Annotated in this window: 25 protein-coding genes and 5 tRNA genes; 13 read left to right on the top strand and 17 right to left on the bottom strand. The window is 54.2% G+C overall.

Features of this window, described 5'->3' with window-relative positions:
- The first annotated feature begins 189 nt into the window (after window positions 1–189).
- The 11 genes from csrA (at window position 190) to ACN9MQ_RS17570 (ending at window position 5,877) form a co-directional block, all read left to right on the top strand.
- Window positions 190–375 carry a carbon storage regulator CsrA gene (gene csrA, locus ACN9MQ_RS17620; protein WP_000906486.1) on the top strand — a complete coding sequence of 62 codons (186 nt, stop codon included), beginning with the start codon at window positions 190–192 and terminating at the stop codon, window positions 373–375.
- 343 nt (window positions 376–718) lie between these two features.
- Window positions 719–811 (top strand) — tRNA-Ser (locus ACN9MQ_RS17615).
- Between the two features lie 4 nt (window positions 812–815).
- Window positions 816–892 (top strand) — tRNA-Arg (locus ACN9MQ_RS17610).
- Between the two features lie 64 nt (window positions 893–956).
- Window positions 957–1,033: transfer RNA gene (locus tag ACN9MQ_RS17605), tRNA-Arg, on the top strand.
- A gap of 161 nt (window positions 1,034–1,194) precedes the next feature.
- Window positions 1,195–1,271, top strand: a tRNA-Arg gene (locus ACN9MQ_RS17600).
- 158 nt (window positions 1,272–1,429) lie between these two features.
- Window positions 1,430–1,506, top strand: a tRNA-Arg gene (locus ACN9MQ_RS17595).
- A 264-nt stretch (window positions 1,507–1,770) separates the two neighbouring features.
- On the top strand, window positions 1,771–2,337 hold the full coding sequence (yqaB, locus tag ACN9MQ_RS17590) for a fructose-1-phosphate/6-phosphogluconate phosphatase (protein WP_426021184.1): 567 nt from the start codon (window positions 1,771–1,773) through the stop codon (window positions 2,335–2,337).
- Window positions 2,334–2,762: a YqaA family protein gene (locus tag ACN9MQ_RS17585; protein ID WP_426021185.1), complete on the top strand. Its 429-nt coding sequence runs from the start codon at window positions 2,334–2,336 to the stop codon at window positions 2,760–2,762. The genes yqaB and ACN9MQ_RS17585 overlap by 4 nt, the downstream gene beginning before the upstream one ends.
- 83 nt (window positions 2,763–2,845) lie before the next feature.
- Window positions 2,846–4,390, top strand: a complete 1,545-nt coding sequence (gene gshA / locus ACN9MQ_RS17580) for a glutamate--cysteine ligase (protein WP_014171329.1) — start codon at window positions 2,846–2,848, stop codon at window positions 4,388–4,390.
- A 152-nt stretch (window positions 4,391–4,542) separates the two neighbouring features.
- Complete coding sequence (gene luxS, locus ACN9MQ_RS17575; RefSeq protein ID WP_008499539.1) at window positions 4,543–5,058, top strand: S-ribosylhomocysteine lyase; 516 nt, start codon at window positions 4,543–4,545, stop codon at window positions 5,056–5,058.
- Between the two features lie 54 nt (window positions 5,059–5,112).
- Window positions 5,113–5,877 carry an AraC family transcriptional regulator gene (locus ACN9MQ_RS17570; protein ID WP_426021186.1) on the top strand — a complete coding sequence of 255 codons (765 nt, stop codon included), beginning with the start codon at window positions 5,113–5,115 and terminating at the stop codon, window positions 5,875–5,877.
- On the opposite strand, the gene leuA is transcribed toward ACN9MQ_RS17570, so the two are convergent.
- From leuA to ACN9MQ_RS17505, 13 genes are all read right to left on the bottom strand, one after another.
- Entirely contained in the window at window positions 5,874–7,523 is a 1,650-nt protein-coding gene (leuA, locus tag ACN9MQ_RS17565) for a 2-isopropylmalate synthase (protein WP_426021187.1), read from the bottom strand. The genes ACN9MQ_RS17570 and leuA overlap by 4 nt on opposite strands.
- A gap of 96 nt (window positions 7,524–7,619) precedes the next feature.
- Window positions 7,620–9,167, bottom strand: coding sequence for a multidrug efflux MFS transporter permease subunit EmrB (emrB, locus tag ACN9MQ_RS17560; protein ID WP_020883860.1), 1,548 nt, complete (start codon window positions 9,165–9,167; stop codon window positions 7,620–7,622).
- A 16-nt stretch (window positions 9,168–9,183) separates the two neighbouring features.
- A complete protein-coding gene (emrA, locus tag ACN9MQ_RS17555) occupies window positions 9,184–10,356 on the bottom strand; it encodes a multidrug efflux MFS transporter periplasmic adaptor subunit EmrA (protein WP_040018933.1) in 1,173 nt (390 codons plus the stop codon).
- Between the two features lie 127 nt (window positions 10,357–10,483).
- Complete coding sequence (gene emrR, locus ACN9MQ_RS17550) at window positions 10,484–11,014, bottom strand: multidrug efflux transporter EmrAB transcriptional repressor EmrR (RefSeq protein WP_014171323.1); 531 nt, start codon at window positions 11,012–11,014, stop codon at window positions 10,484–10,486.
- Window positions 11,015–11,328: 314 nt separating this feature from the next.
- Window positions 11,329–12,513 carry an MFS transporter gene (locus ACN9MQ_RS17545; RefSeq protein WP_014171322.1) on the bottom strand — a complete coding sequence of 395 codons (1,185 nt, stop codon included), beginning with the start codon at window positions 12,511–12,513 and terminating at the stop codon, window positions 11,329–11,331.
- 149 nt (window positions 12,514–12,662) lie between these two features.
- A complete protein-coding gene (gene proX, locus ACN9MQ_RS17540; protein WP_025203399.1) occupies window positions 12,663–13,661 on the bottom strand; it encodes a glycine betaine/L-proline ABC transporter substrate-binding protein ProX in 999 nt (332 codons plus the stop codon).
- 9 nt (window positions 13,662–13,670) lie between these two features.
- Window positions 13,671–14,735 carry a glycine betaine/L-proline ABC transporter permease ProW gene (gene proW, locus ACN9MQ_RS17535; RefSeq protein WP_014171320.1) on the bottom strand — a complete coding sequence of 355 codons (1,065 nt, stop codon included), beginning with the start codon at window positions 14,733–14,735 and terminating at the stop codon, window positions 13,671–13,673.
- Complete coding sequence (gene proV, locus ACN9MQ_RS17530; protein WP_014171319.1) at window positions 14,728–15,930, bottom strand: glycine betaine/L-proline ABC transporter ATP-binding protein ProV; 1,203 nt, start codon at window positions 15,928–15,930, stop codon at window positions 14,728–14,730. Before proV ends, proW begins: the two co-directional genes overlap by 8 nt.
- 333 nt (window positions 15,931–16,263) lie before the next feature.
- Entirely contained in the window at window positions 16,264–17,223 is a 960-nt protein-coding gene (gene nrdF, locus ACN9MQ_RS17525) for a class 1b ribonucleoside-diphosphate reductase subunit beta (protein WP_020883863.1), read from the bottom strand.
- Window positions 17,224–17,232: 9 nt separating this feature from the next.
- The gene (gene nrdE, locus ACN9MQ_RS17520) at window positions 17,233–19,377 is read right to left on the bottom strand and encodes a class 1b ribonucleoside-diphosphate reductase subunit alpha (protein ID WP_426021190.1); all 2,145 of its coding nucleotides are present in this window, start codon (window positions 19,375–19,377) and stop codon (window positions 17,233–17,235) included.
- On the bottom strand, window positions 19,350–19,760 hold the full coding sequence (gene nrdI / locus ACN9MQ_RS17515) for a class Ib ribonucleoside-diphosphate reductase assembly flavoprotein NrdI (RefSeq protein WP_426021191.1): 411 nt from the start codon (window positions 19,758–19,760) through the stop codon (window positions 19,350–19,352). The genes nrdE and nrdI overlap by 28 nt, the downstream gene beginning before the upstream one ends.
- Window positions 19,757–19,996, bottom strand: a complete 240-nt coding sequence (gene nrdH / locus ACN9MQ_RS17510) for a glutaredoxin-like protein NrdH (RefSeq protein ID WP_020883865.1) — start codon at window positions 19,994–19,996, stop codon at window positions 19,757–19,759. The genes nrdI and nrdH overlap by 4 nt, the downstream gene beginning before the upstream one ends.
- A 252-nt stretch (window positions 19,997–20,248) precedes the next feature.
- A complete protein-coding gene (locus tag ACN9MQ_RS17505) occupies window positions 20,249–20,575 on the bottom strand; it encodes a DUF883 domain-containing protein (protein WP_014171314.1) in 327 nt (108 codons plus the stop codon).
- Between the two features lie 160 nt (window positions 20,576–20,735).
- Between ACN9MQ_RS17505 and ACN9MQ_RS17500 the strand changes: the two genes are divergently transcribed.
- Window positions 20,736–21,080: a DUF2002 family protein gene (locus ACN9MQ_RS17500; protein ID WP_006811693.1), complete on the top strand. Its 345-nt coding sequence runs from the start codon at window positions 20,736–20,738 to the stop codon at window positions 21,078–21,080.
- 32 nt (window positions 21,081–21,112) lie between these two features.
- Here the strand turns inward: ACN9MQ_RS17500 and alaE are convergent, their stop codons facing one another.
- On the bottom strand, window positions 21,113–21,562 hold the full coding sequence (gene alaE, locus ACN9MQ_RS17495; RefSeq protein WP_020883866.1) for an L-alanine exporter AlaE: 450 nt from the start codon (window positions 21,560–21,562) through the stop codon (window positions 21,113–21,115).
- Window positions 21,563–22,055: 493 nt separating this feature from the next.
- Between alaE and stpA the strand changes: the two genes are divergently transcribed.
- Window positions 22,056–22,460: a DNA-binding protein StpA gene (stpA, locus tag ACN9MQ_RS17490; RefSeq protein ID WP_020883867.1), complete on the top strand. Its 405-nt coding sequence runs from the start codon at window positions 22,056–22,058 to the stop codon at window positions 22,458–22,460.
- 38 nt (window positions 22,461–22,498) lie between these two features.
- Here the strand turns inward: stpA and ACN9MQ_RS17485 are convergent, their stop codons facing one another.
- The 3 genes from ACN9MQ_RS17485 to ACN9MQ_RS17475 form a co-directional block, all read right to left on the bottom strand.
- The gene (locus ACN9MQ_RS17485; protein WP_014171310.1) at window positions 22,499–22,678 is read right to left on the bottom strand and encodes a hypothetical protein; all 180 of its coding nucleotides are present in this window, start codon (window positions 22,676–22,678) and stop codon (window positions 22,499–22,501) included.
- A gap of 79 nt (window positions 22,679–22,757) precedes the next feature.
- Window positions 22,758–23,279 (bottom strand): rhodanese family protein, encoded by a 522-nt coding sequence (locus ACN9MQ_RS17480; protein WP_014171309.1) that lies wholly within the window; start codon window positions 23,277–23,279, stop codon window positions 22,758–22,760.
- Window positions 23,280–23,288: 9 nt separating this feature from the next.
- Window positions 23,289–23,588, bottom strand: coding sequence for an ArsR/SmtB family transcription factor (locus tag ACN9MQ_RS17475; protein WP_059306468.1), 300 nt, complete (start codon window positions 23,586–23,588; stop codon window positions 23,289–23,291).
- Window positions 23,589–23,700 lie beyond the last annotated feature (112 nt).

Below are 23,700 nucleotides of genomic sequence, written 5' to 3'. Positions count from 1 at the left end.
CACTGCGCTATCGATAACGATAAAGTCAGGTTGAGTTTGTGTATATCGGCTAAACTTACGTTTAACAGAATGTGATGCCGTGACTGCTTACACTTTACGTGTTTGTCATCGCTTACTTTTTGGCGTTATATGATGGATAATGCCGGGATACAAGAGACCCGACTCTTTTAATCTTTCAAGGAGCAAAGAATGCTGATTCTGACTCGTCGAGTTGGTGAGACCCTCATGATTGGGGATGAGGTCACCGTGACAGTTTTAGGGGTAAAGGGTAACCAGGTACGTATTGGTGTAAACGCTCCTAAAGAAGTATCTGTCCACCGTGAAGAGATCTACCAGCGTATCCAGGCTGAAAAATCCCAGCAGTCCAGTTACTGATATTGTCGCGTCTCGCTGTCGGGCGAGACGCAACCTCTCCTGCCATTTTTCCTGCTTAAAGTTACCGTTTAATTTCAATCGCTCTGTTTTTAACCACTCTCTTACCCTTAACTCGCCTCAACATCACTATTCTGTCATCAGTTTTCTGAGAAGATGCCTGCAAAATCCGCTTATAAAACACCCTCTTTGCAGCTTTTGCATGCGAATTGCGTGTGATTTGTGCAAACGATAAAAGCTTTTGGAAAATTGTTTGACTTATAAGTCCCAGAAAGTAATATATGCGCCACGCAGCGACGAGAAGCTCTTAACGAGTTACTTGAAGCACTCGAAAGAGGCGTTGTGTGGTGAGGTGGCCGAGAGGCTGAAGGCGCTCCCCTGCTAAGGGAGTATGCGGTCAAAAGCTGCATCCGGGGTTCGAATCCCCGCCTCACCGCCATTTTGCATCCGTAGCTCAGCTGGATAGAGTACTCGGCTACGAACCGAGCGGTCGGAGGTTCGAATCCTCCCGGATGCACCATCTATTACTTCATATTGCTTTCGAAGTGATATGAATATCGAGTAGTACAATAGTAAATCCCGATGCATCCGTAGCTCAGCTGGATAGAGTACTCGGCTACGAACCGAGCGGTCGGAGGTTCGAATCCTCCCGGATGCACCATCTTCTCCGAGATAACAGCAAAGCTGTTGTTTCAAGGTCTGCGGGTTAGCCGCAAGCACCAGGGAAGATAACGTTGCTTTAGCAACGGCCCGAAGGGCGAGGCGCAGCCGAGTAATCCTCCCGGATGCACCATTTACTATTTCTGAAAGCAGTACCCTGATGCATCCGTAGCTCAGCTGGATAGAGTACTCGGCTACGAACCGAGCGGTCGGAGGTTCGAATCCTCCCGGATGCACCATCTTCTCCGAGATAACAGCAAGGTTGTTGTTTCAAGGTCTGCGGGTTAGCCGCAAGCACCAGGGAGGATAACGTTGCTTAGCAACGGCCCGAAGGGCGAGGCGCAGCCGAGTAATCCTCCCGGATGCACCATTTACTGTTTCAAAAGCATTTCCCGATGCATCCGTAGCTCAGCTGGATAGAGTACTCGGCTACGAACCGAGCGGTCGGAGGTTCGAATCCTCCCGGATGCACCATCTTCTCCGAGATAACAGCAAGGCTGTTGTTTCAAGGTCTGCGGGTTAGCCGCAAGCACCAGGGAAGATAACGTTGCTTAGCAACGGCCCGAAGGGCGAGGCGCAGCCGAGTAATCCTCCCGGATGCACCATCTTCTTTTCTGTACCACTCTCTTTCTCCCTGGTTATTCCTTCGACGTTCCGTCAGCAATCATTTCTCTTTGAGCGACAAAAACCACCGTTTACGATAAAGTAATGCTTTGTTAATCGTTTAGCGAGAGCACGATGTACGCACAGTATGACGGTTTGATCTTCGATATGGATGGCACTCTCCTGGATACCGAACCCACGCATCGTCAAGCCTGGACTGATGTCCTTGCTCGTTACGGTATGCGTTTCGATCTTCAGGCGATGATCGCCCTCAACGGAGCCCCAACCTGGCGTATAGCGCAGGCCGTGATTGAACGTAATCATGCCGATCTCGACCCGCACCTTCTGGCCCGTGAAAAAACCGATGCGGTAAAAGCGATGCTTTTAGATACCGTGCGTCCGTTACCGTTAATTGACGTCGTAAAAGCATGGCACGGGCGTCGTCCTATATCCGTTGGCACGGGCAGTGAAAGCGCTATTGCGGAAGCGCTGCTCACCCATCTTGGCCTGCGCCATTATTTCTCTGCGGTGGTTGCCGCCGATCATGTTCAAAATCACAAGCCCGCACCGGACACCTTCCTGCGTTGTGCAGAACTGATGGGTGTGCCTGCGGTGAAATGTGTTGTGTTCGAAGATGCTGATTTTGGTATTCAGGCCGCGCGCGATGCCGGGATGGATGTTGTGGACGTCCGCTTACTGTGAGTGACGCGCTGTCACTTTTATCATTATTCGCCAGCAGTTTTTTAAGCGCCACGCTCTTGCCGGGAAATTCGGAAGTAGTGCTGGTAGCGATGCTGTTGTCTGGCGTGAGTCAGCCCTGGTTGCTCGTGTTAATAGCAACAATAGGTAATAGCTTTGGAGGGCTGACTAACGTTATTCTTGGGCGTTTCTTTCCGCTGCGTGAAAAATCGCGCTGGCAGGAAAAGGCAGTCGGCTGGCTAAAACGCTATGGCGCTGCCACGCTGTTATTAAGCTGGATGCCTGTAATAGGTGATTTACTGTGCCTGCTGGCGGGATGGATGCGCATCTCCTGGGGGCCAGTGCTCTTTTTTTTGTGCCTTGGCAAGGCGTTGCGCTATGTTCTCGTGGCATGGGCAACACTACAGGGTATGACGTGGTGGCACTAATTGGTGGAATGAATACGCGACCTTCAATCGTCAACCATTACAATTATGCTGAGTAACAATACTTTGACAGGCGGGAGGTCAATTTGATCCCGGACGTATCTCAGGCGCTGGCCTGGCTGGAAAATCACCCTCAGGCACTGAAGGGTATTCAGCGTGGTCTTGAGCGTGAAACGCTGCGCGTTAACGCGGACGGTAGCTTAGCGACAACGGGTCACCCGAAGGCGTTAGGCTCGGCGCTGACACATAAATGGATCACAACCGATTTCGCTGAAGCGCTGCTGGAATTCATCACGCCAGTGGATGGTGATATTGATCATATGCTAACGATTCTGCGCGACATCCATCGCTACACTGCCCGCAATCTGGGTGATGAGCGTATGTGGCCGCTCAGCATGCCGTGCTATATCGAACAAGGCCAGGAGATTGAACTGGCGCAATACGGCACGTCAAATATCGGTCAACTGAAAACGCTCTATCGTGAGGGGCTGAAAAACCGCTACGGTGCGTTGATGCAGACCATTTCTGGCGTGCATTACAATTTCTCTTTACCCATGGCGTTCTGGCAGGCGAAGTGTGGCGAAACGGATAAAGACGCGATCTCCGCGGGCTACTTCCGCCTGATCCGCAACTACTATCGTTTTGGCTGGGTCATTCCGTATCTGTTTGGCGCATCGCCTGCGATATGCTCGTCATTCCTGCAGGGGAAACCGACCACGCTGCCGTTCGAGAAGACAGAGTGTGGAATGTACTATCTCCCGTACGCCACCTCCCTGCGTCTTAGCGATCTGGGTTATACCAATAAGTCGCAAAGCAATCTCGGTATTACGTTTAACGAATTGCACGAATATGTGGCAGGATTGAAGCGGGCGATCAAAACGCCGTCGGAAGAGTACGAGAAAATCGGCCTCGAAAAAGACGGTAAGCGCCTGCAGATCAACAGCAACGTGCTGCAGATTGAAAATGAACTGTACGCGCCTATTCGTCCGAAGCGCGTTACGCGCAGCGGTGAAACCCCGTCGGATGCACTGCAGCGCGGCGGGATTGAATACATAGAAGTGCGCTCGCTGGATATCAACCCGTTCTCACCCATCGGCGTTGATGAGCAGCAGGTTCGCTTCCTGGATCTGTTTATGGTCTGGTGCGTGCTGGCGGATGCGCCGGAAATGAGTTCAGAGGAACTGCTCTGTACCCGTACCAACTGGAACCGCGTGATTCTGGAAGGGCGCAAGCCGGGTCTGACTCTGGGTATTGGCTGCGAAACAGCGCAGTTCCCGCTGACGAAAGTCGGTAAGGATTTGTTCCGTGACCTGAAGCGTGTTGCCCGGACCATGGACAGCATTGACGGCGGGGAAGCCTATCAAAACGTCTGCGACCAGCTGGTTGAATCGTTTGATAACCCGGAACTGACGTTCTCAGCGCGTATTCTGCGTTCTATGATTGATCAGGGTATTGGCGGCACCGGGCGTTCGCTCTCTGCGGAATACCGCGAGATGCTGAAGCAGGAGCCGTTAGAGATTCTGAGTGAAGCCGATTTTGTGGCGGAACGAGACGCCTCTGTCGTGCGTCAGAAAGAGGTTGAAGCGGCGGATACGGAGTCGTTTGAGGCGTTTCTGGCGAAACAGGCTTAACAGAAAAGAAAAAGGCCACATCGCTGTGGCCAAAATATACATCTCTGAATTCAGGGATGATGATAACAAATGCGCGTCTTTCATATACTCAGACGTGCATTTTGTAGAAGAGTTCAGTTTATTTTAAAAAAAATCACTATCGGAGGTGACGTATGCCGTTATTAGATAGCTTTACTGTCGACCATACCCGTATGGAAGCACCTGCAGTACGTGTGGCGAAGACCATGCACACCCCGCACGGCGACACGATCACCGTATTCGATCTGCGCTTCTGCGTGCCCAACAAAGAAGTGATGCCAGAGAAAGGCATTCACACCCTGGAGCACCTGTTTGCCGGGTTTATGCGTGACCACCTGAACGGTAATGGCGTGGAGATCATCGATATCTCTCCGATGGGTTGCCGTACCGGTTTCTACATGAGCCTGATTGGTCAGCCTGAAGAGAAACGCGTCGCGGATGCCTGGAAAGCGGCAATGGAAGATGTGCTGAAGGTGAAAGAGCAGAACCAGATCCCTGAGCTGAACGTATATCAGTGCGGAACTTACCAGATGCACTCTCTGGAAGAAGCCCAGGAGATCGCGCGTCATATCATCGAGCGTGACGTTCGCGTAAACAGCAACGAAGAGCTGGCGCTGCCAAAAGAAAAACTGCAGGAACTGCACATCTAGTGCACCTTTTCCCTCTCCCTCAGGGAGAGGGTAGGGTGAGGGGCGTTTAACCTCATGACCACAACCTCAACCTTCTCCTTTACCCATCGCCCACTTGTTCCTTATGCCCATGATTACCTTCATGGCGACAGCGAGCCGTGGCATCAGCACGACTGCGCGCAATTGCTGCACACCCTGAGTGGGGTGGTGAGAGTCGATACCGCATCAGGTTGTTGGGTGGTGCCGCCCGGACGCGGCGTCTGGCTACCCGCGGGCACTCCGCACTCTCTGCGTATTACCGGCAACGTTGCGGCGCGCACGCTGTTTATCGATCCCCTGGCGCGAGCCGATCTTCCGGCAACCTGTCAGATAGTCCAGATCTCCGGTCTGTTACGCGAACTTATCCTCACCTCGCTGACGCTTGAGACGTCCTACTCGCCGGGCAGTCGTGATGAGCGCGTATATGAGCTCATTCTGGATGAAATCCGCACGATGCGGGTGCTGCCGTTTCACCTGCCTGAGCCCGAAAGCGAGCCGTTGCGTACCCTTTGCCAGCAGATCCGGCTGTTGCCGGGGGAAAGCTGGGGCAGCATGCAGGCCGCAAACACGCTTGGTATGAGTGAACGCACGATGAACCGCCATTTCAAGCAGCAGACGGGGTTAAGCTACGGTGAGTGGCTAAGAAGGGCGCGACTGCTGGAAGCGCTGCTGCGCCTGGGACAAGGTCAGCCAGTGCTACGAGTGGCGCTGGATCTGGGCTACGGCAGCCACAGTGCCTTTACGGCGATGTTTCGCCGGGTGATGGGGATATCACCCAGCGATTATTTCAAAGACAGCTAGCTGACAGCATTGAACAGAGCCTGAAGAGACGCGCGGGCCACGTCGCTGTCAATGCCGACGCCCCAGCGGCTGCTACCATCCTGAAACAGACAGCGGATATACGCCACCGAGCGGCTGTCGCTGCGCTCCCCAAGCGTATGTTCGTGATAGTCCTTAATGACAAACGGGGTCGTGACCCAGCGGCTTAGACCATTGGCCGCCGCGGATAACAGCCCGTTGCCTTGCCCCTCCAGCTGGCGCATCCCGCCCTGCGTCGTGACGCTTGCCGTCAGATGTAACTGCCCGTCCTGCTGGCTGTCGCTACGGTAAGCGTGCAGGGCAAAGCCCGGCGTCTCTACCAGCCCATAACGTGTGCGGAACAGTTGCCACAGCGCATGCTGCGTCATCTCTTTACCGTGCTGGTCGGTTTCCTGCTGTACGTGCTGGCTAAAGTCCTGCTGCAGGGCGCGGGGTAATTTCAGACCATGGTTTTGTTCAATAAGCCACGCGCTGCCGCTTTTTCCTGACTGGCTGTTAACCCGGATCACCGCTTCGTAGGTGCAACCAATATCCTGTGGGTCAACCGGCAGATAGGGCATTTCCCAGCGTTCGTCAGGCTTGCGGGCATCAAAGCCTTTCTTGATGGCATCCTGATGTGAACCTGAAAATGCGGTATACGCCAGCCGTCCTGCCCACGGATGGCGCGGATGCACCGGCAGCTGGTTGCAGGTTTCTACCACCTCCACCACGTGATTCATGTCGCTAAAGTCCAGATTCGGGCTAATCCCCTGGCTGTAGAGGTTCATCGCCAGCGTGACCAGGCAGACGTTACCGGTTCGTTCGCCGTTACCAAACAGACACCCTTCGACACGGTCTGCACCGGCCATCAGGGCCAGCTCCGCGCTGGCGACACCGGTGCCGCGGTCGTTATGCGGATGGACGCTGATGCAGACATCGCTGCGGCGGCTGAAATGACGGCAGAAATACTCAATCTGATCGGCATACACATTCGGTGTACTGACCTCAACGGTGGCCGGTAAGTTGATCACCATCGGGCGTTCGGCGCACGGCTGCCAGATGTCTGCCACGGCTTCGCAAATCGCCAGCGCAAAGTCCGGCTCGGTAAAGCAGAAAGTTTCCGGAGAGTATTCGTATTGCCAGCGGGTGGCGGGATTCTCTTCGCACAGCGTGCGGATAAGACGCGTGGAACGGGTCGCCAGCTCAACGATTTGCGCTTTCTCCATACCGAATACCAGGCGGCGGAACAGCGGGGCGGTGGCGTTATACAGGTGTACAGTGGCCTGCTTCGCCCCGCGCAGCGACGCAAAGGTGCGCAGGATAAGGTCTTCACGCGCCTGGGTTAATACCTGAATGGTGACGTCATCCGGAATGCGGTTTTCGTCGATCAACTGACGCACAAAATTGAAGTCCGTCTGCGAGGCGGAGGGGAAAGCGACTTCGATTTCTTTGAATCCGCAACGCAGTAACAACGCCCAGAACTGCAGTTTGCGGTTGCTGTCCATCGGCTCGGCAAGGGCCTGATTACCGTCGCGTAAATCGGTGGAAAGCCAGCGCGGCGCCTGCGTGAGGCGTTGCTCAGGCCAGCGGCGATCGGGCAGGGAAATAGCAGGTTGAGGTTGGTATTTGTCGGAAGGTGTTTTCAGCATGGTGCGCTCCTGTTGTCTTTTCACTATCGTGAATCGATTTCAGGAGCGCTGCTTTATCGTTACTGACAATCGCTGTCGCGATCTGGACACCGCACGTTAGTGCGCACCGCCGCCACCGCCTCCGGCGCCAAACGGTGGTCGGGCAAACCATACCAGTCCCAGCAGGATGATAAAGATCCCCGCCGATATCCAGAATATCTCGTTTGCCGAGATAATCAGGCCCTGGTTGGTGATCTGCTGGGCGATCCAGCCGGAAGCCTGCTGCTCCGTCATTCCCATTCCCTGAAGCTGACTGTACATCTGCTGCGAGTTAGGGTTAAACGGGTTCACCGCTTCGGTCAATTGCGCATGGTGCATCGACTCGCGGTTGGTCCAAAGGGTCGTGGTGATCGACGTCCCGATGGAGCCTGCCAGCGTACGCGTAAAGTTCGACAGGCTTGATGCCGCCGCCATGCGCTCAGGCGGCAAGCCGGAAAGCGTAATGGTCGTCAGCGGCATAAAGAAGCACGCCACGGCGAAGCCCTGAATGAACTGCGGCCATGCGGATGCGCCAAAGTCCATGCCCGGCTCGAACGTATACGCGCGCCAGTAGAAGCACACCGCGTACATGATAAAGCTGAAGGTCACCAGCCTGCGCATGTCGAGCTTGTGAGCGAAGCGGCCGATAATCGGCGACAGCAGGACCGGAATTAACCCCACTGGCGCAGAAGCCAAACCTGCCCAGGTTGCGGTGTAGCCATATACCTCCTGCAACAGCTGCGGCAGCAGAACGATTGCGCCGAAGTAGAGCATGTAGGCCAGGCTGATACACAGGCAGCCGATGGTGAAGTTTCGCGACTTAAACAGCGAGAGATCGACGATGGGGTTATCGTCCGTCAGCTCCCAGACGATCAGGAAGCTCAGCGATATCACCGCCACAACGGTCAGGATGATAATCTCTGTCGAGTTAAACCAGTCCAGCTCTTTACCCTGATCGAGCATCACCTGCAGGCTACCGATCCCGACCACCAGCAGCGCCAGACCAATGGCGTCAATTCGCCGCTGCTCTGTTCGGGTTTCGCGACCGCGCAGCGTTTGCAGGGTCAGCATCACCACCAGCGCACCAATTGGCACGTTGATGAAGAAGATCCAGCCCCAGTGGTAGTTGTCGCTGATATAGCCGCCGAGGATAGGCCCGCAAATCGGTGCGACAATCACCGTCATTGACCACAGCGCCAGCGCGATAGAGCGCTTAGCGGGCGGATAGTTGTTCAGCAGCAAACTCTGCGACAGCGGAATCAGCGGCCCGGCCACAATCCCCTGAATGACGCGGAAGATGATCAGCATCGTCAGGCTGTTGGACATGCCGCACGCCCAGGAGGCGAGCACGAATAATACCGTTGACCACAGGAACAGCTTCACTTCACCGACGCGCTTTGCCAGCCAGCCGGTGATAGGGATGGAGATGGCGTTTGCCACCCCAAACGAGGTAATGACCCAGGTCCCCTGGCTCAGTGACGAGCCAAGGTTACCGGCGATGGTCGGGATCGCCACGTTTGCGATGGTAGAGTCCAGCACCTGCATGAATGTCGCCAGCGACAGCGCAATGGTCATGATAACCAGTTGCGCCCCCTCCAGCGGTTTTTGCGGCTTTTGCTGTTGCATAACGCTCACCTTCGGATTAACCGGCGTTTGCCTTCACGATGTCATCGATCAGTTTATTGACCGGATCGAGGCTAATTTCACGGGCGTTACTTTCATAAGCCGGGGTGCTGCGCACCTGACTTGCCAGGATCTGACCATCGCGGTTGGCGGTATCAACCGTTACCAGCGTAGAGAGGCCAATACGCAGCGGATGGTCCGCCAGCTGTTTTGCATCCAGTTCAATACGTACGGGCAAGCGCTGAACCACTTTGATCCAGTTCCCGGTGGCGTTTTGCGCTGGCAACAGGGAGAAGGCACTGCCGGTCCCCATATCCAGGCCGACCACTTTCCCGGTGTACTTCACGTCATCACCGTAAATATCGCTGATCACCGTCGCGGTCTGGCCGATACGCATATGGGCAAGCTGCGTCTCTTTAAAGTTCGCATCAACCCACAGGTTGTCCGCCGGAACGACCGCCATCAGCGGCGTGGTTGGGCTAATTTGGGCGCCAGGCTGGACGGAACGACGAGAGACGTAGCCGGTCATCGGGCTGACAATTTTAGTACGCTGCAGGGCAAGCCACGCGTTGCGTACTTCGGTGGCAGCCTGTTGCACGGCAGGCTGGTTTTCCAGGCTGGTGCCCAGCACCATCGCCTGGTTTGCGTTGTACTGTTGAATCGCCACGTCCAGCTGCGCCTGTGCGCTGGCAACGGCATCACGCGCGTGCTGCAGCTCTTCACGGCCAATCAGGTTGGCAGTGCCGAGGGGAACGCGACGGTTCAGGTCGCTCTGCGCCTGCGCCAGTGCGGTTTTCTGCACGTCGATGTTGGCCTGCAGCTGCTTGCTGTTGATCATCAGCTGGCGGGTCTGACGGACGCTGGAGGCCAGCGCGGTCTGGGCTTTTTCAAAAGCCTGTTGGGCGTCGGTCGGATCGAGCGTGACCAATACATCCCCTTTTTGCACAAAATCGGTATTATCAGCCCAGACTTTCGTCACGCTGCCCGATACCTGCGCCATAATTTGTACCTGGTTCCCTGCCACGTATGCATCGTCTGTCTCTTCAGCATGACGCAATACTAAAAACCAATAGATCCCATATGCCACGGCAATAATAATAAAGAGCAATGTCAGTACAATAAGGGCGCTTTTGCGTTTGCCCTTTTTATTGACCGGTTGCTGCGGGGTAGTGCTCTCCGCATTTGCGCTCATTGTTGTTCTCCACGATCTTCTTATTTTCACATCGGCTGAGCCGAGCTGTTGTCAGAAAGGCCAGCAGTGTGACGTGCTGGCCTGTCGGTTTTCTTATGAGTCTGGGATTGTTGAGCGTGTTGTCGCGTTAGCGCAGCGCCTCAAGAACAGCGCCGTCTTCATCCATCTGGTCCAGACGGGTCAGCAGCTTGCGAGTAATGTGCTCAAGCTGGTCGCGCTCGGTGGTGCTGAGGGCAGACCACAGTTGATGCAGGCAATTATGCTGAGGTGGCAGCACCTCACGCAGGAATTGGTGACCTTTGTCGGTCAGCTGCAGATGCAGGCAGCGGCGATCGTTATCGCTTTCACGGCGTTCAATCCAGCCGCGTTTTTCCAGTTCATCGGCAATACGGGTGGCATTAGTACGGGATGAACCCAGTGCGCAGCTCAGCTCTGACGGCTGAATGCTGTGATTTTCCTGAGACTCCAGCGTAATTAACGCCATAAACAACGTCTCGTTAATCCCTTGAGCTTTCAGCATTTTATTACGATTTTCCAGTAGCTTACCCTGCATGTGCATGCACAGGCGGGTCAGCAGGATCTCCTGATACGGGAAGTCCTCATGACGACTGGCGCGGAATTTAAGCATTTGTTCAATGGGCGTAAACGAACTATCCATTTGGGCATAACCTCATTAATTACAGCCGATATAGTAACGATAGTGACAAATAATGTAAATGAATTATTTGTGCGGTTATATCCGCCAAACTTATGTCACCATCAGAAAGCGCCGGGTAAGTCCGTGACCCGGTGAGCACAGAGAGCGTTGGGAGTGAACCCGCGGAAGAGAGGATGTGAGGACGGGGGTCTGAACTATTCATGCCGGTAGAAAATATGTCACCCACATTAAAATTTCTGGGATAAATGATTACGTTTACATTAACAGACTGCAGGGCCCCTTTACACCCTAAGAGGCCCAAAGCAATGTAAAACTTAGTTAATTACGTCCTGGCGATGGTACCCACGCCACCATACTAGCAGATTCAGTGCGGCGACGATTGCCCCTATCCCACACACGCCTGACCAACCGGCATGCTGCCACGCCGAGGCTGAAATCAACGAACCCGCTGCGCCGCCAATAAAATAGCTGGTCATGTATCCGGCCGTGAGGCGGTTACGCGCCTCTGGCTTCACGCGGTAGATGACGGTCTGGTTAGTGATATGCACGCCCTGTACGGTCAGGTCGAGTACCAGAATACCGACGATCAGCGCCAGCACAGAGGTATGGCCATACCAGATGGCTGCCCAGGAGAGCAGGAGCAGAACCAGCCCGGCAGAGGTCGTCAGATGGGATTTGCCTTTATCCGCCAGTCCGCCCGCCGGACGCGCGCCCAGGGCTCCCGCAGCGCCCGCCAGACCAAACAGACCAATCACCGCTTCGGAATAATTGAACGGCGGCGCGGCCAGCAGAAACGCCATTGAGGTCCATAAAATGCTGAAGTTGGCGAAGGTCAAACAGCCCAGCAACGCACGCGTACGCAGCAGTTTATCGTGTGTGAAGAGGCTGAAAACGGAGGCGAGAAGCTGCGGATAATTAAGGTGATTTTCCTGCTTCACCTTTGGCAGCCCGCGCCACAGGGCAAGCGCCATCACGGCCATCAGTACGCTCGCCACCCAATACACGGTACGCCAGCCACCAAGACTCGCCAGCAGCCCGGCGACGGTCCGCGCCAGCAAAATCCCCAGCAGCAGGCCGCTCATGATTGTTCCCACCACCTTGCCGCGCTTTTCTGGTGAGGCGAGAGTGGCGGCGAGCGGAACCAGAATCTGCGCCACGACGGAGAACAGACCCGTTAAGGCGGTGCCGATAATCATCATCGTTAACGAGTGGCTGCTGGCAGTGATCAGCATCCCGCCTGCGGCCAGCAAGGTCATGGAGACAATCAGCATCCGACGTTCAAACATATCGCCCAGCGGCACGAGGAAAAGCAGCCCGGCGGCATAGCCAAGCTGCGCGGCGGTGACAATAAAGCCAGCTGAGCTGGCAGAAAGGTTAAATGCGCGGGCGATGGTATCGAGCAGTGGCTGCGCGTAGTAGTTACTGGCGACGGCCAGACCCGTTGCCACGGACATTAAAAGGATGAGTGCCGGGCTAAGCCCTTGAGTTGTTTTAGTCATCAGGTTCAGGAATCGTGAGTTAAGTGATTATTTTTCCGTGAACCATAATAGCGAATGATTGTGAATGTGGTGGGATTGTTACGTGCTGGATTGTGCGGTTTAGGGGAGTTAACCCTCTCCCGTGGGGAGAGGGCAGGTCTGAAGGGCTCTTATGACTTCTGCGCGTCCATCGCTTCTTTTACCCAACCATCAAACTGCTGCTGGTGGGCTTTGATCCAGCCATCCACGTGGCCTTTGATGTCAGCTTCGGACGATTTCCCCGCGTGCATCATTGCGTTCTGGGCATTGATGTCCGCCAGAGGCAGTTTCATCACCGAGAACAGCTTCGCTGCCGCCGGGTTTTTCTCAGCCCAGGTTTTGTTAGCAACGATATGCATCGTGTTTACCGGGAAGCCATAGTTCATGCCGTTTGGCAGTTTGGTGTCGATATCTTTCTGCTCGCCCGGCAGGGAAGAGAAGGGCACCTGCAGCCACACCACGTCTTTCCCCGGCTTCAGCACGTCGCTCACCCAGTACGGTGTCCAGGTGTAATAGATGACCGGTTTACCCTCTTTGAAGCGGGCAATGGTGTCGGCCATCATCGCCGAGTAGTTACCGTGGCTGACGTCGACCGTTTTCGCCAGGTCAAAGGCTTTGTTCTGGTGATTAATCACCGCCTCACAGCCCCAGCCCGGCGAGCAGCCCATCATGTCAGCTTTGCCGTCACCGTTGGTGTCGAACAGTTTGGCAATCTTCGGATCTTTCAGCTGCTCGATATTGGTGATGTGGTACTGGTCGGCTGTTTTCTTGTCGATCAGATACCCCTGCGCTGCGCCGGTCACGAAGGTGCCTTCGCGGTAGAATTTCTTATCCCCGCCGGCGGCGGCATACATGTCGTCGTGCAGCGGCTGCCAGTTGACGGCGGTAAAGGTGGCATCACCGGAGGCAATCGAGGTGTAGCCCACGTTGTAATCCACTTCACTTGGGGTGTTGACCGTATAGCCCAGTTTTTCCAGCGCGCGGCTGACTAACAGCGTCTGGAAGGTCTCTTCTGAAATGGTGCTTTGCACCGGTTGCACGGTAATGCCTTTGCCCGGCAGGTCTGCTGCAAACGTGCTGGTGGAGACAAGGGTGGCAAACGCTGTGGCAAAAAGTACGCGATGTCGCATCGTTGTTCCTTATTTTCTGAATGGGCGGGTGATTAACCCGACAGGGCCGGTGCTATACCAGCGACGGTTGCCGCGACTGCGTGAATCACGACCGACAGCCTGCGTCAGGCGGTCAAGGATAATGGCGAGGATCACAATGCCGACGCCGCCCACGGTGGCCAGTCCCATATCAAGACGACCAATGCCGCGCAGCACCATCTGACCCAGCCCGCCGACGGCGATCATTGAGGCAATTACTACCATGGAGAGGGCCAGCATCAGCGTCTGGTTGACACCCGCCATGATGGTTGGCATCGCCAGCGGAAGCTGAACTTTAAACAGCATCTGGCGCGGGCTGGCACCAAATGAACGCGACGCCTCGATAAGATCGGCCGGTACCTGGTTAATCCCGAGTATCGTCAGACGAATGACCGGCGGCAGGGCGAAGATAATGGTCACCACGACGCCCGGCACGTTGCCGATACCAAACAGCATCACGATCGGCACCAGGTAGACAAACGCGGGGGTGGTCTGCATCGCATCCAGCAGCGGACGAATAATCTTCGCCGCCCGCGGACTGCGCGCCAGCCAGATCCCCATCGGCAGGCCGATAGCGACGCAGAAGAGCAGGGCGGTGAGCACCAGCGCTAAGGTGATCATTGCCTGCGACCAGGCGCCAATCGCGCCGATGGCTATCAGTGAGATCAGCGTGGCGACACCCATGCCGGCGCTGCCAAACTGCCAGGCAATCAGGGAGAAGAGCACAATAGCGACCGGCGCGGGCATGCCGAGCATCAGCTGCTGGAAACCGTTCAGGATGTAATCCACCGGTACGCGGATCCCCTGGAAGACCGGACGGAAGTGAGTCACTACCCAGTCGATCCCCTCCGTGACCCAGCTATCCAGCGGGATCAGCGTCTTATGAAACGGATCCATAATATTGAAGTGCTCTGGCGCAGGGGCCGGTGCACTGTTGAGCCAGTCCGCCGCGCCGCCATCGGTTGGCGCAGGCGTGGAAGACCCCCACGCATCGGCAGATTGAGCAGCGCTGTCCGCCGCCTCGGTGGTTCCCCACGGGTTAGATTGATCAGCCATTGTTTGTCCCCTCGCGATCTAAAGCCTGCAGCAACATGCGTTTTGAGATGATGCCGACGTACTGTTGTTCCTCACTGACTACCGGTACGGCACACGGGGCCTGACCAACGTGAGAGAGCAGCTCGCTGAGCGGCGTTTCGGCGTCCACGGCAAGCGGGGAGTCGATAACCGCCGCATCAATGCCCTGATTTTCGCTGAGTGCGGTTTTCAGGGAGTCGATGGAAACAATGCCAACAAATTTATTACCGCGTTCGATCAGATAACCGTATTCCCGATCTTCATCCTGCAACAGTTTCAGTGCAGAGCGCGGACCAAAGCCCGGTGTTTTGCGGATAAGACCGTTCGGTGAACGACGGGCGATATCTTTCGCACTAAAGACCTGACTAATATCCACGCCGCGGAAGAAGGTGCGCACATAATCATTGGCCGGATTATTCAGAATTTCATCCGGCGTACCGACCTGCACCACTTCACCATTTTGCATAATGGCAATACGGTCACCAATACGCATGGCTTCATCAAGATCGTGGGAAATAAAAACAATGGTACGTTGATGTTTAGCCTGTAATTTTACCAGCTCATCCTGCATCTCGGTGCGAATTAATGGATCGAGTGCCGAGAAGGCTTCATCCATTAATAAAATGTCTGGGTTAATGGCTAATGCGCGGGCTAATCCGACACGCTGGCGCATCCCGCCGGAAAGCTCATCCGGGTAGGCATGCGCATAATTCTCGAGGCCTACCTGACGTAATGCATCCAGCGCTTTTTCCTGACGTTCATTAGCGGTAACGCCCGCTAATTCCATGCCAAAGGCGGCATTATCCAGCACCGTCATATGCGGCATTAGCGCAAATGACTGGAACACCATTGCAATCTTCTTTCTGCGCACCTCGCGAAGTTCAGCCTCTGATATTCTGGCGATATCAATGCCATCAATCAGTACCTGTCCACGGGTGGGTTCAATCAGGCGATTGAGAAGGCGAACCATAGTGGATTTACCCGAACCGGATAACCCCATGATGACAAAAATCTCGCCTTCTTCAATGGCCAGACTGGCGTCTTTAACGCCAAGCGACAGCCCGGTTTTTTCCAGAATTTGCTCTTTTGAAAGGCCTTTCTCAATATATTTGAATGCGCGCTGAGGATGCTCGCCAAATACTTTATAAAGATTTTTCACTTCTAATTTAATTGCCATGCAATAGAGAGTGTCCTGTTATTTGTTTATGTCGATATCATTACCATGGTAAATAGTTAACTGGCATTACCCTAACATACTGAGAATCTGAGACAACCCTGGGTTTGCTTATGGCAGGAATTTTGCCGTAAGCGAAACGGCTGAATTTCCCATGAGTAAAGGGCTGAGCGTGGTTTGAATTTTTCTGAATTTTTTGCTTTTGCACAGCGAAATTTCGCCTGAATCGGAGTGATTCAGGCGAATATGAACGGGGAATTACAGTGTAGTTGCCCGTAAAATATTAGGGAGGAAATTGTTAGATTTATATTAAATTAATGAACGTTAACCCGCTCATTAAAAATCCCAGTCCTCATCTTCGGTCTCCACCGCTTTGCCCATCACATACGACGAACCAGACCCGGAGAAGAAATCGTGGTTTTCATCGGCGTTGGGTGACAGTGCCGCCAGGATCGCCGGGTTCACGTCGGCCATTTCCGGTGGGAAAAGCGCTTCGTAGCCGAGATTCATCAGCGCTTTATTGGCGTTGTAGCAAAGAAACGCTTTTACCTCCTCCTCCCAACCGGTACCGGCGTACAATTCTTCGGTATAACTCAGTTCGTTCTCGTACAAATCCATCAGCAAATCGAGGGCAAAACCTTTTAACGCTTCGCGCTTTTCTTCGCTGACGTTCTCCAGCCCTTTCTGATATTTATAGCCGATGTAGTACCCGTGTACGGCTTCATCACGAATGATGAGGCGAATTAAATCGGCGGTGTTGGTCAGCTTGCCGCGGCTCGACCAGTACATCGGTAACCAGAAGCCCGAATAGAACAGGAAGGATTCGAGAAACACGCTGGCAATTTTCTTCTTCAGCGGTTCGTCGGCCTGATAATACTCCAGCACCAGGCTGGCCTTTCGCTGCAATGACTCGCTTTCTTCGCTCCAGGTGTACGCCGCGTCCACATCTTTGGTCTGGCACAGCGTCGAAAAAATCGAGCTGTAGGAGCGGGCATGGACCGCCTCCATAAAGCTGATGTTCGACATCACCGCCTCTTCGTGAGGCGTCAGCGCGTCGGCCATCAGCGCAGGGGCACCGACGGTATTTTGGATGGTGTCCAGCAGCGTCAGGCCGGTGAACACACGGATCGTCAGCTGCTGTTCGGCGTGGCTGAGGGTTTGCCAGGCCGGAATATCGTTTGAAAGCGGGACTTTTTCCGGCAGCCAGAAGTTGCTGGTCAGGCGGTTCCACACCTCCAGGTCTTTATCATCCTGAATTTTATTCCAGTTAACGGCACTCACGCGTGACAGTTTCATCCTTTCTCCTTACAGCGCGCAGGACACGCAGCCTTCAATTTCGGTGCCTTCCAGCGCACGCTGGCGCAGGCGAATGTAGTAGAGGGTTTTGATCCCTCTCTTCCAGGCGTAAATCTGCGCCCGGTTAATGTCACGCGTGGTGGCGGTGTCCGGGAAGAAGAGCGTCAGCGACAGCCCCTGATCCACGTGTTTTGTCGCCTCGGCGTAGGTATCAATAATTTTCTCAGGGCCAATCTCATACGCGTCCTGATACAGGGCCAGATTGTCGTTGGTCATAAACGGGGCAGGGTAGTAAACGCGCCCGGTCTTACCTTCCTTGCGGATCTCAATCTTCGACACAATCGGGTGGATACTCGACGTGGCGTGGTTAATGTAAGAGATTGACCCGGTTGGCGGTACGGCCTGCAGATTCTGGTTATAGATGCCGTAACGCATCACATCGTCCCGCAGCTGCTGCCACATCTCGCGGGTGGGCAGGAGAACCCCGGCATCGGCAAACAGCTGGCGCACTTTGTCGGTTTTCGGCTGCCAGTCTCCTTCCAGATATGGCCTGAAGTACTCACCGCTGGCGTAACGCGACTGTTCAAAGCCCGCAAAGCGCTGGTTACGCTCGCGCGCCAGCATCATAGAGGTATGCAGCGCATGCCAGGTAATGGTGTAAAAATAGAGGTTGGTGAAATCCAGTCCTTCCGGGCTACCGTAGGCGATACCTTCCCGCGCCAGATAGCCGTGCAGGTTCATCTGCCCAAGGCCGATGGCGTGCGAGGCGGCATTACCGGCTTCAATGGACGGCACGCTGCGGATGTGGCTCATGTCTGACACCGCGGTCAGCCCGCGAATGGCGGTCTCCACCGTGCGGCCAAAATCGGGGGAATCCATGGTGTGGGCAATATTCAGCGACCCGAGGTTACAGGAGATATCTTTGCCGATGTCGGCGTAGTCCAGGTTTTCGTCATACGTAGATGCGCTATTCACCTGCAATATCTCCGAGCAGAGGTTGCTCATATTGATTCGCCCGGCAATCGGGTTCGCACGGTTGACCGTATCTTCATACATGATGTACGGATAGCCGGACTCAAACTGAATTTCGGCCAGCGTCTGGAAGAAATCGCGGGCGTTAATGTACTTCTTACGAATGCGATCGTCGGCCACCAGATCGTGATACAGGGCGCTTATCGCCACATCACCAAACGCTTTCCCGTAAATACGCTCAATGTCGTATGGGGAGAAGAGCGCCATCTCGGCATTTTCTTTGGCGAGTGCAAAGGTGATATCCGGAATCACCACCCCAAGCGACAGGGTCTTAATGCGGATTTTTTCATCGGCGTTTTCACGTTTGGTATCCAGGAAGCGCAGGATATCCGGATGGTGCGCATGCAGATAGACCGCCCCCGCGCCCTGACGCGCCCCCAGCTGGTTGGCATACGAGAAAGCATCTTCCAGCATTTTCATGACCGGAATCACGCCGGAGGACTGGTTTTCGATACGCTTAATTGGCGCACCGGCTTCACGCAGGTTCGACAGCAGAAACGCCACACCGCCACCGCGTTTAGAGAGCTGCAGCGCCGAATTCACCGCGCGACCAATCGACTCCATATTGTCTTCGATGCGCAGCAGGAAGCAGGAGACCAGCTCGCCGCGCTGAGCTTTTCCGCAATTGAGAAAGGTCGGTGTGGCGGGCTGGAAACGGCCGGAGAGCATCTCATCCATCAGGCGTTCTGCCAGGGTTTCATCGCCCTGCGCGAGCGTCAGGGCAACCATCACCACGCGGTCCTCGAAGCTTTCAAGATAGCGTTTGCCGTCGAATGTTTTCAGGGTATAGCTGGTGTAAAACTTCCATGCGCCAAGAAACGTCTGGAAACGAAAACCGCGGCTATGGGCTTGCCCGAACAGCGTCTCCACAAAGGCATGATCGTACCGGGCCAGCACGCGCTCTTCGTAATAGCCTTCCTTGACCAGATAATCGAGACGTTCATTCTGGCTTGCAAAGGTCATGCTGTTGGGGCGGACGTGGGTGGCGATAAACGCCTCCACCGCCTCATGATCTTTGCCAAACTGAATGTGCCCCTCACGGTCATAGAGGTTCAGCATTGCGTTTAATGCGTGGTAATCCGGTGTCGCCTGAATTACACGTTCTGCGGTTGTCGTTGCCAAAATTCGTTCACTCCTTTACGCACGTTCTCTACGTCCTGCTGTGTCCCCATCAGTTCAAAACGATAGAGATACGGCACGCCGCATTTTTGAGAAATGACATCCCCGGCACGGCCAAAGGCATCGCCGAAATTGCGATTGCCTGCCGCGATAACGCCGCGAATAAGCTGTCGGTTGTGGGGATCGTTGAGAAAGCGGATCACCTGGCGAGGCACGGCCCCCGCGGTGCCACCTCCACCATAGCTCGGGACCACCAGAATGTAGGGTTCGTCTACCCGGATCCGTTCCCGCTCGTTAAGCGGGATACGTATCGCAGGCAGCCCGACGCGCTCAATAAAGCGGAGCGTGTTTTCCGAGATGCTGGAGAAGTAGACCAGCCCACTCATGCCCTGGCGGCCTGGGCGGCGAGGCGGTTAATCATGTCGGGGCGAAAGCCGGACCAGCTGGTCTCCCCGGCGACGACGACCGGTAGCTGGCGAAAACCTTGCGCCCGCAGGGTATCGGCAGCTTCGGGCTGCAGGTCAATGTTCACCATCTCAAAGGCCACTCCACGGCTTTCCATTGCACGTTTTGTCGCGTGGCACTGAACACAATCGTTACGAGTGTAAATAATAATGCTCATGATTCGTATTTCCATTTAAAATGAGAGAGCGGCGCGAATCATCGCGTCAGGTTGTGTGTATCTTGCTAAAGGGAATACTAGATGTAGTTGTCTTAAGATTCAACCATACAAGATATGGGAATTTCAGATTAATATGGCCCCGATGATGAGCACAGCGGGGCAGGGCGGGCTGTACGGCTTTTTCAGGCGCGCAGGCAAAGAAAAGCCCCGGGGGCTGACGCGACCGGGGCGGATTCGGACAGGCTGAGACGACTATTTGCGCAGGCTAAGCAGCGCCCCCACGAAGATACCCACCGCGGCTACCGTACCAAGCGTACAGAGGGGTTTTTCGCGAACGAAGGTATTGGCGCAGCTGATGGCATCGCAGGCAGCCTGCGTGGTGCGCGAACGCCCATTCATGCGGGCGCGGGTTTCACGTAGCAAAGACTGAGCCTTACGTTTTGCGGCATCCGCTTCGTCCTTCGCACCGGAACCCCAGGATTTCAGCACTTCTTCCAGCGAGTCCGCTAATTGGCTGACATCGTTACGAATATCCTGTGTGTCGTCGTTAATATCGTTTCGGTTCGGTCTGTTAAACATACGATCCTCCGTAATTTTGCGTTCCCGTTTAGTTTAGTCCAGAAATTTAATATCTGAAGCGCGTCACGCGTTATCTGGCAGTTTATGGAATATTCTGAAAGCCCTGCTAATGCTGAATACTGTAAGGTTGCCGGGCAGGAAAAGATAACGAGGAAAAGATATGTATTTACGACCTGATGAGGTGGCGCGCGTTCTTGAAAAAGAGGGATTCACCATGGATGAGGTGACATCAAAAGCGTATGGATATCGCCGTGGCGAGAATTATGTTTACGTTAATCGTGAAGCAAGAATGGGACGTACCGCTCTCATTATTCACCCGACGCTGAAAGACAGAAGTTTGTCATTTGCTGAGCCTGCCTCGGATATTAAAACCTGCGATCATTATCAGCAATTCCCATTGTATTTAGGTGGTGAAACGCATGAACATTATGGTATTCCGCATGGCTTCAGTTCGCGTATGGCGCTGGAGCGGTTTTTGAAGGGACTGTTTGGCGACGTACAGTAAATCTGCGACTGGCATTCGCCAGTCGCCTCACATCATGCTTTGGCCTGGCTGTACTGGCTGACCTTAAACAGGCGGCGACAGTAGTCGAGAAAATAGCCATACACCGCACCCATCAGCATTGAAATCACGATATTTGAACTGACCGCTGCGACGATTTGATGCCAGTCTGCGCCCACTGTCAGCAGAATAGCCACGTAAACCGGCGACTGGAACGTCACGTATGCCAGAACGTCGGCGAGGTTTTTCACCCACCCTGACGGGCTAATACGACGCGCAAAGCGCATGACCGCATCGCGGTATAATCCGTAAGGCCACGCAATAATAATGTTGACCGGAATTGCCACCAGACGAGAAGAAAGTGACTGCTCAAAGGACATTCCGGAGAGGAAAATTTCGATCAGCATGTTCACGACGGAACAGTAAACAACCATCGCGAAGGTATCCGCTACCGCATGGCGCAGGCGAGATTGCGGTGAGAACATGTCTGAACTCCTTGAGAAGAACACAATAGAAACGATTTTCCCTCAGCGGTTAGTGCTTTAGGTTGGTTTGTCATGCATGTATAGCGTATATCTCTGCCTTTGAACTAACAACTAGTTATTAATTTTTATTTAGTCGCGTTTTGTCCACAAAATTCTCTAAAATTGCGTGTTTTTTGTTCGGTTCGTTATAATCTGTCCCTGCTGTCAGTTTTTGTATGTAAATCAATCTGTTGATCTTGAGCGTGCCGAAGCGAACGTTCTGCCCGAACGACGACAGTGCGGCATGCTTTGATTTGGATTAAATCTAACCGTTTATACTGAGATAAAGATTGAATCCGGCGGTATCGACAGTTATCTGCCGATATTATCAAACGCGATATTTTAAAACATTTACATTTTTAGCAAGACGTGCCCGCGGGTAGATATTCCAGGCGAAATGAATTATTCTCTTGTCGATTTTTCGATTTACCCTAAAGAAAAGGTTTTCAAATATATGTCTTTGACGTTACAGAATCTTAATAATATCCGAACTCTGCGTGCGATGGCGCGTGAATTATCCCTGGACGTTCTTGAAGAAATGCTGGAAAAAGTCAGGGTCGTTGCTGAAGAGAAACGGAGTGAGCTGGCTGAATTAGAGCAACAACGCGCTGAGCAGCAGGAAAAAATTAATGCCCTGCTGGAACTGATGAAAGCTGATGGTATTTCACCGTCCGATCTCCTCGGTTCAGATATGGCGCAGGCCGGTAAGCCAGCGAAAAAACGTAAACCGCGTGAAGCGAAATATCGCTTTATTGATCTCAACGGTGAAGAGAAAACATGGACCGGTCAGGGGCGTACGCCAAAGCCTATTGCCAATGCACTGGCAAATGGTAAATCACTGGATGATTTTCTGATTTAATCCATGAGCCGGGCGGAAGACACCGCCCGGTTGCCTGTTTAGCAGACGCCGAAATCACCCTCTTCGGTATACAGGGCCAGGTCTGCGGCCTTCAGGGTAAATTTCTCGCCTTGCTCATTGCTGGCCTGAACCGCCACAACGCTATCGCCGTTCACTTCGAGTACTTTCAGTTTTGGGCCGCCTTTACGCGGTTGCACATAATCACCGACAGAAAACATACTACCTCCTCATCGTTTCAATGATCTTCACCTTAGCCCACGTCTGATGCCGGGTACAGCGTATTTCACCGATTACTGCTTACGAGGTACGCCGGTTCCAGGGCATCACTTTCAGCAGTCTCGCCATTCCGCAAAACCCGGTCAGCCCGGCAAACAGCAGCCCGGCCCCCACAAAGCCGCTCAGCAGGAAAAAGCCGCTGGAGAGCGTAAAGCCCAGCACGACCCCGCACAGGGTGAGCAGCCCGGCGGCAATTTGCACCTGACGCATCAACGGCAGCGGCTGTGACGTGTCTTCCTGCGTGATCAACCCAGCCTGCTTCCACCCCTGAATTCCGCCTTCAACGATAAATGCCTGAGCAGGCGCGGCAGCCTGAGCAAGGCGGGCTGCGTTCGAGGATGTCCGGGCGCCAGACTGGCAGTGAAAAATCACCGTTTCGCCCGCGTGCGTCTCAAGCCCGCCGGGTAAGGTGTCCAGCGGCACGGACCGGGCGGCGGGAATATGCTCGCGGGCATATTCGTCGGGATCGCGAATATCGATCAGTTTTGCACCTTCAGCAACGAGCGCATTGGCCTGCTGGGGTGAAATGAGCGGTAGTGACATGGTGGCTCCTTACGGGCAATAGAGGCTTTTCAGGGTACTGATAAGCTGATGCACCGCATCGTTTTTAATGTAATACAGAATGCGCTGCGCTTCACGGGTGCTGTCGATAAGCCCCTCTTCACGCATACGCGCCAGATGTTGTGACGTGGCGGATGGGCTAAGCCCCGTCGCCCGCGCCAGATCGCCCGCGCTGGTACCCGGTGTACCGCACAACATGCAGAGGATCAGCAACCGACGCGGATTGCTCATCGCTTTTAACAGGGCTGCGGCCTGTCCGGCGCTGGCCTGAAGTTGTTCGAGTTCAGTCATATTAGTTTAGTCTTTACTTAATTAAGTAAACTCTAAACTAATGGGGAGGATTAAGCCAGTGTCAAAAGCGTAAAAGAGGGTAAAAGGGCGATAAAGAGATGGCGCAGGCCGT

It is taken from the genome of Enterobacter sp. R-25, assembly GCF_049913205.1.
Lineage (GTDB): Bacteria > Pseudomonadota > Gammaproteobacteria > Enterobacterales > Enterobacteriaceae > Enterobacter > Enterobacter ludwigii.
The sequence above is the reverse complement of the archived record's forward strand: the minus strand, read 5'-3'. Positions and strand labels throughout refer to the sequence as shown.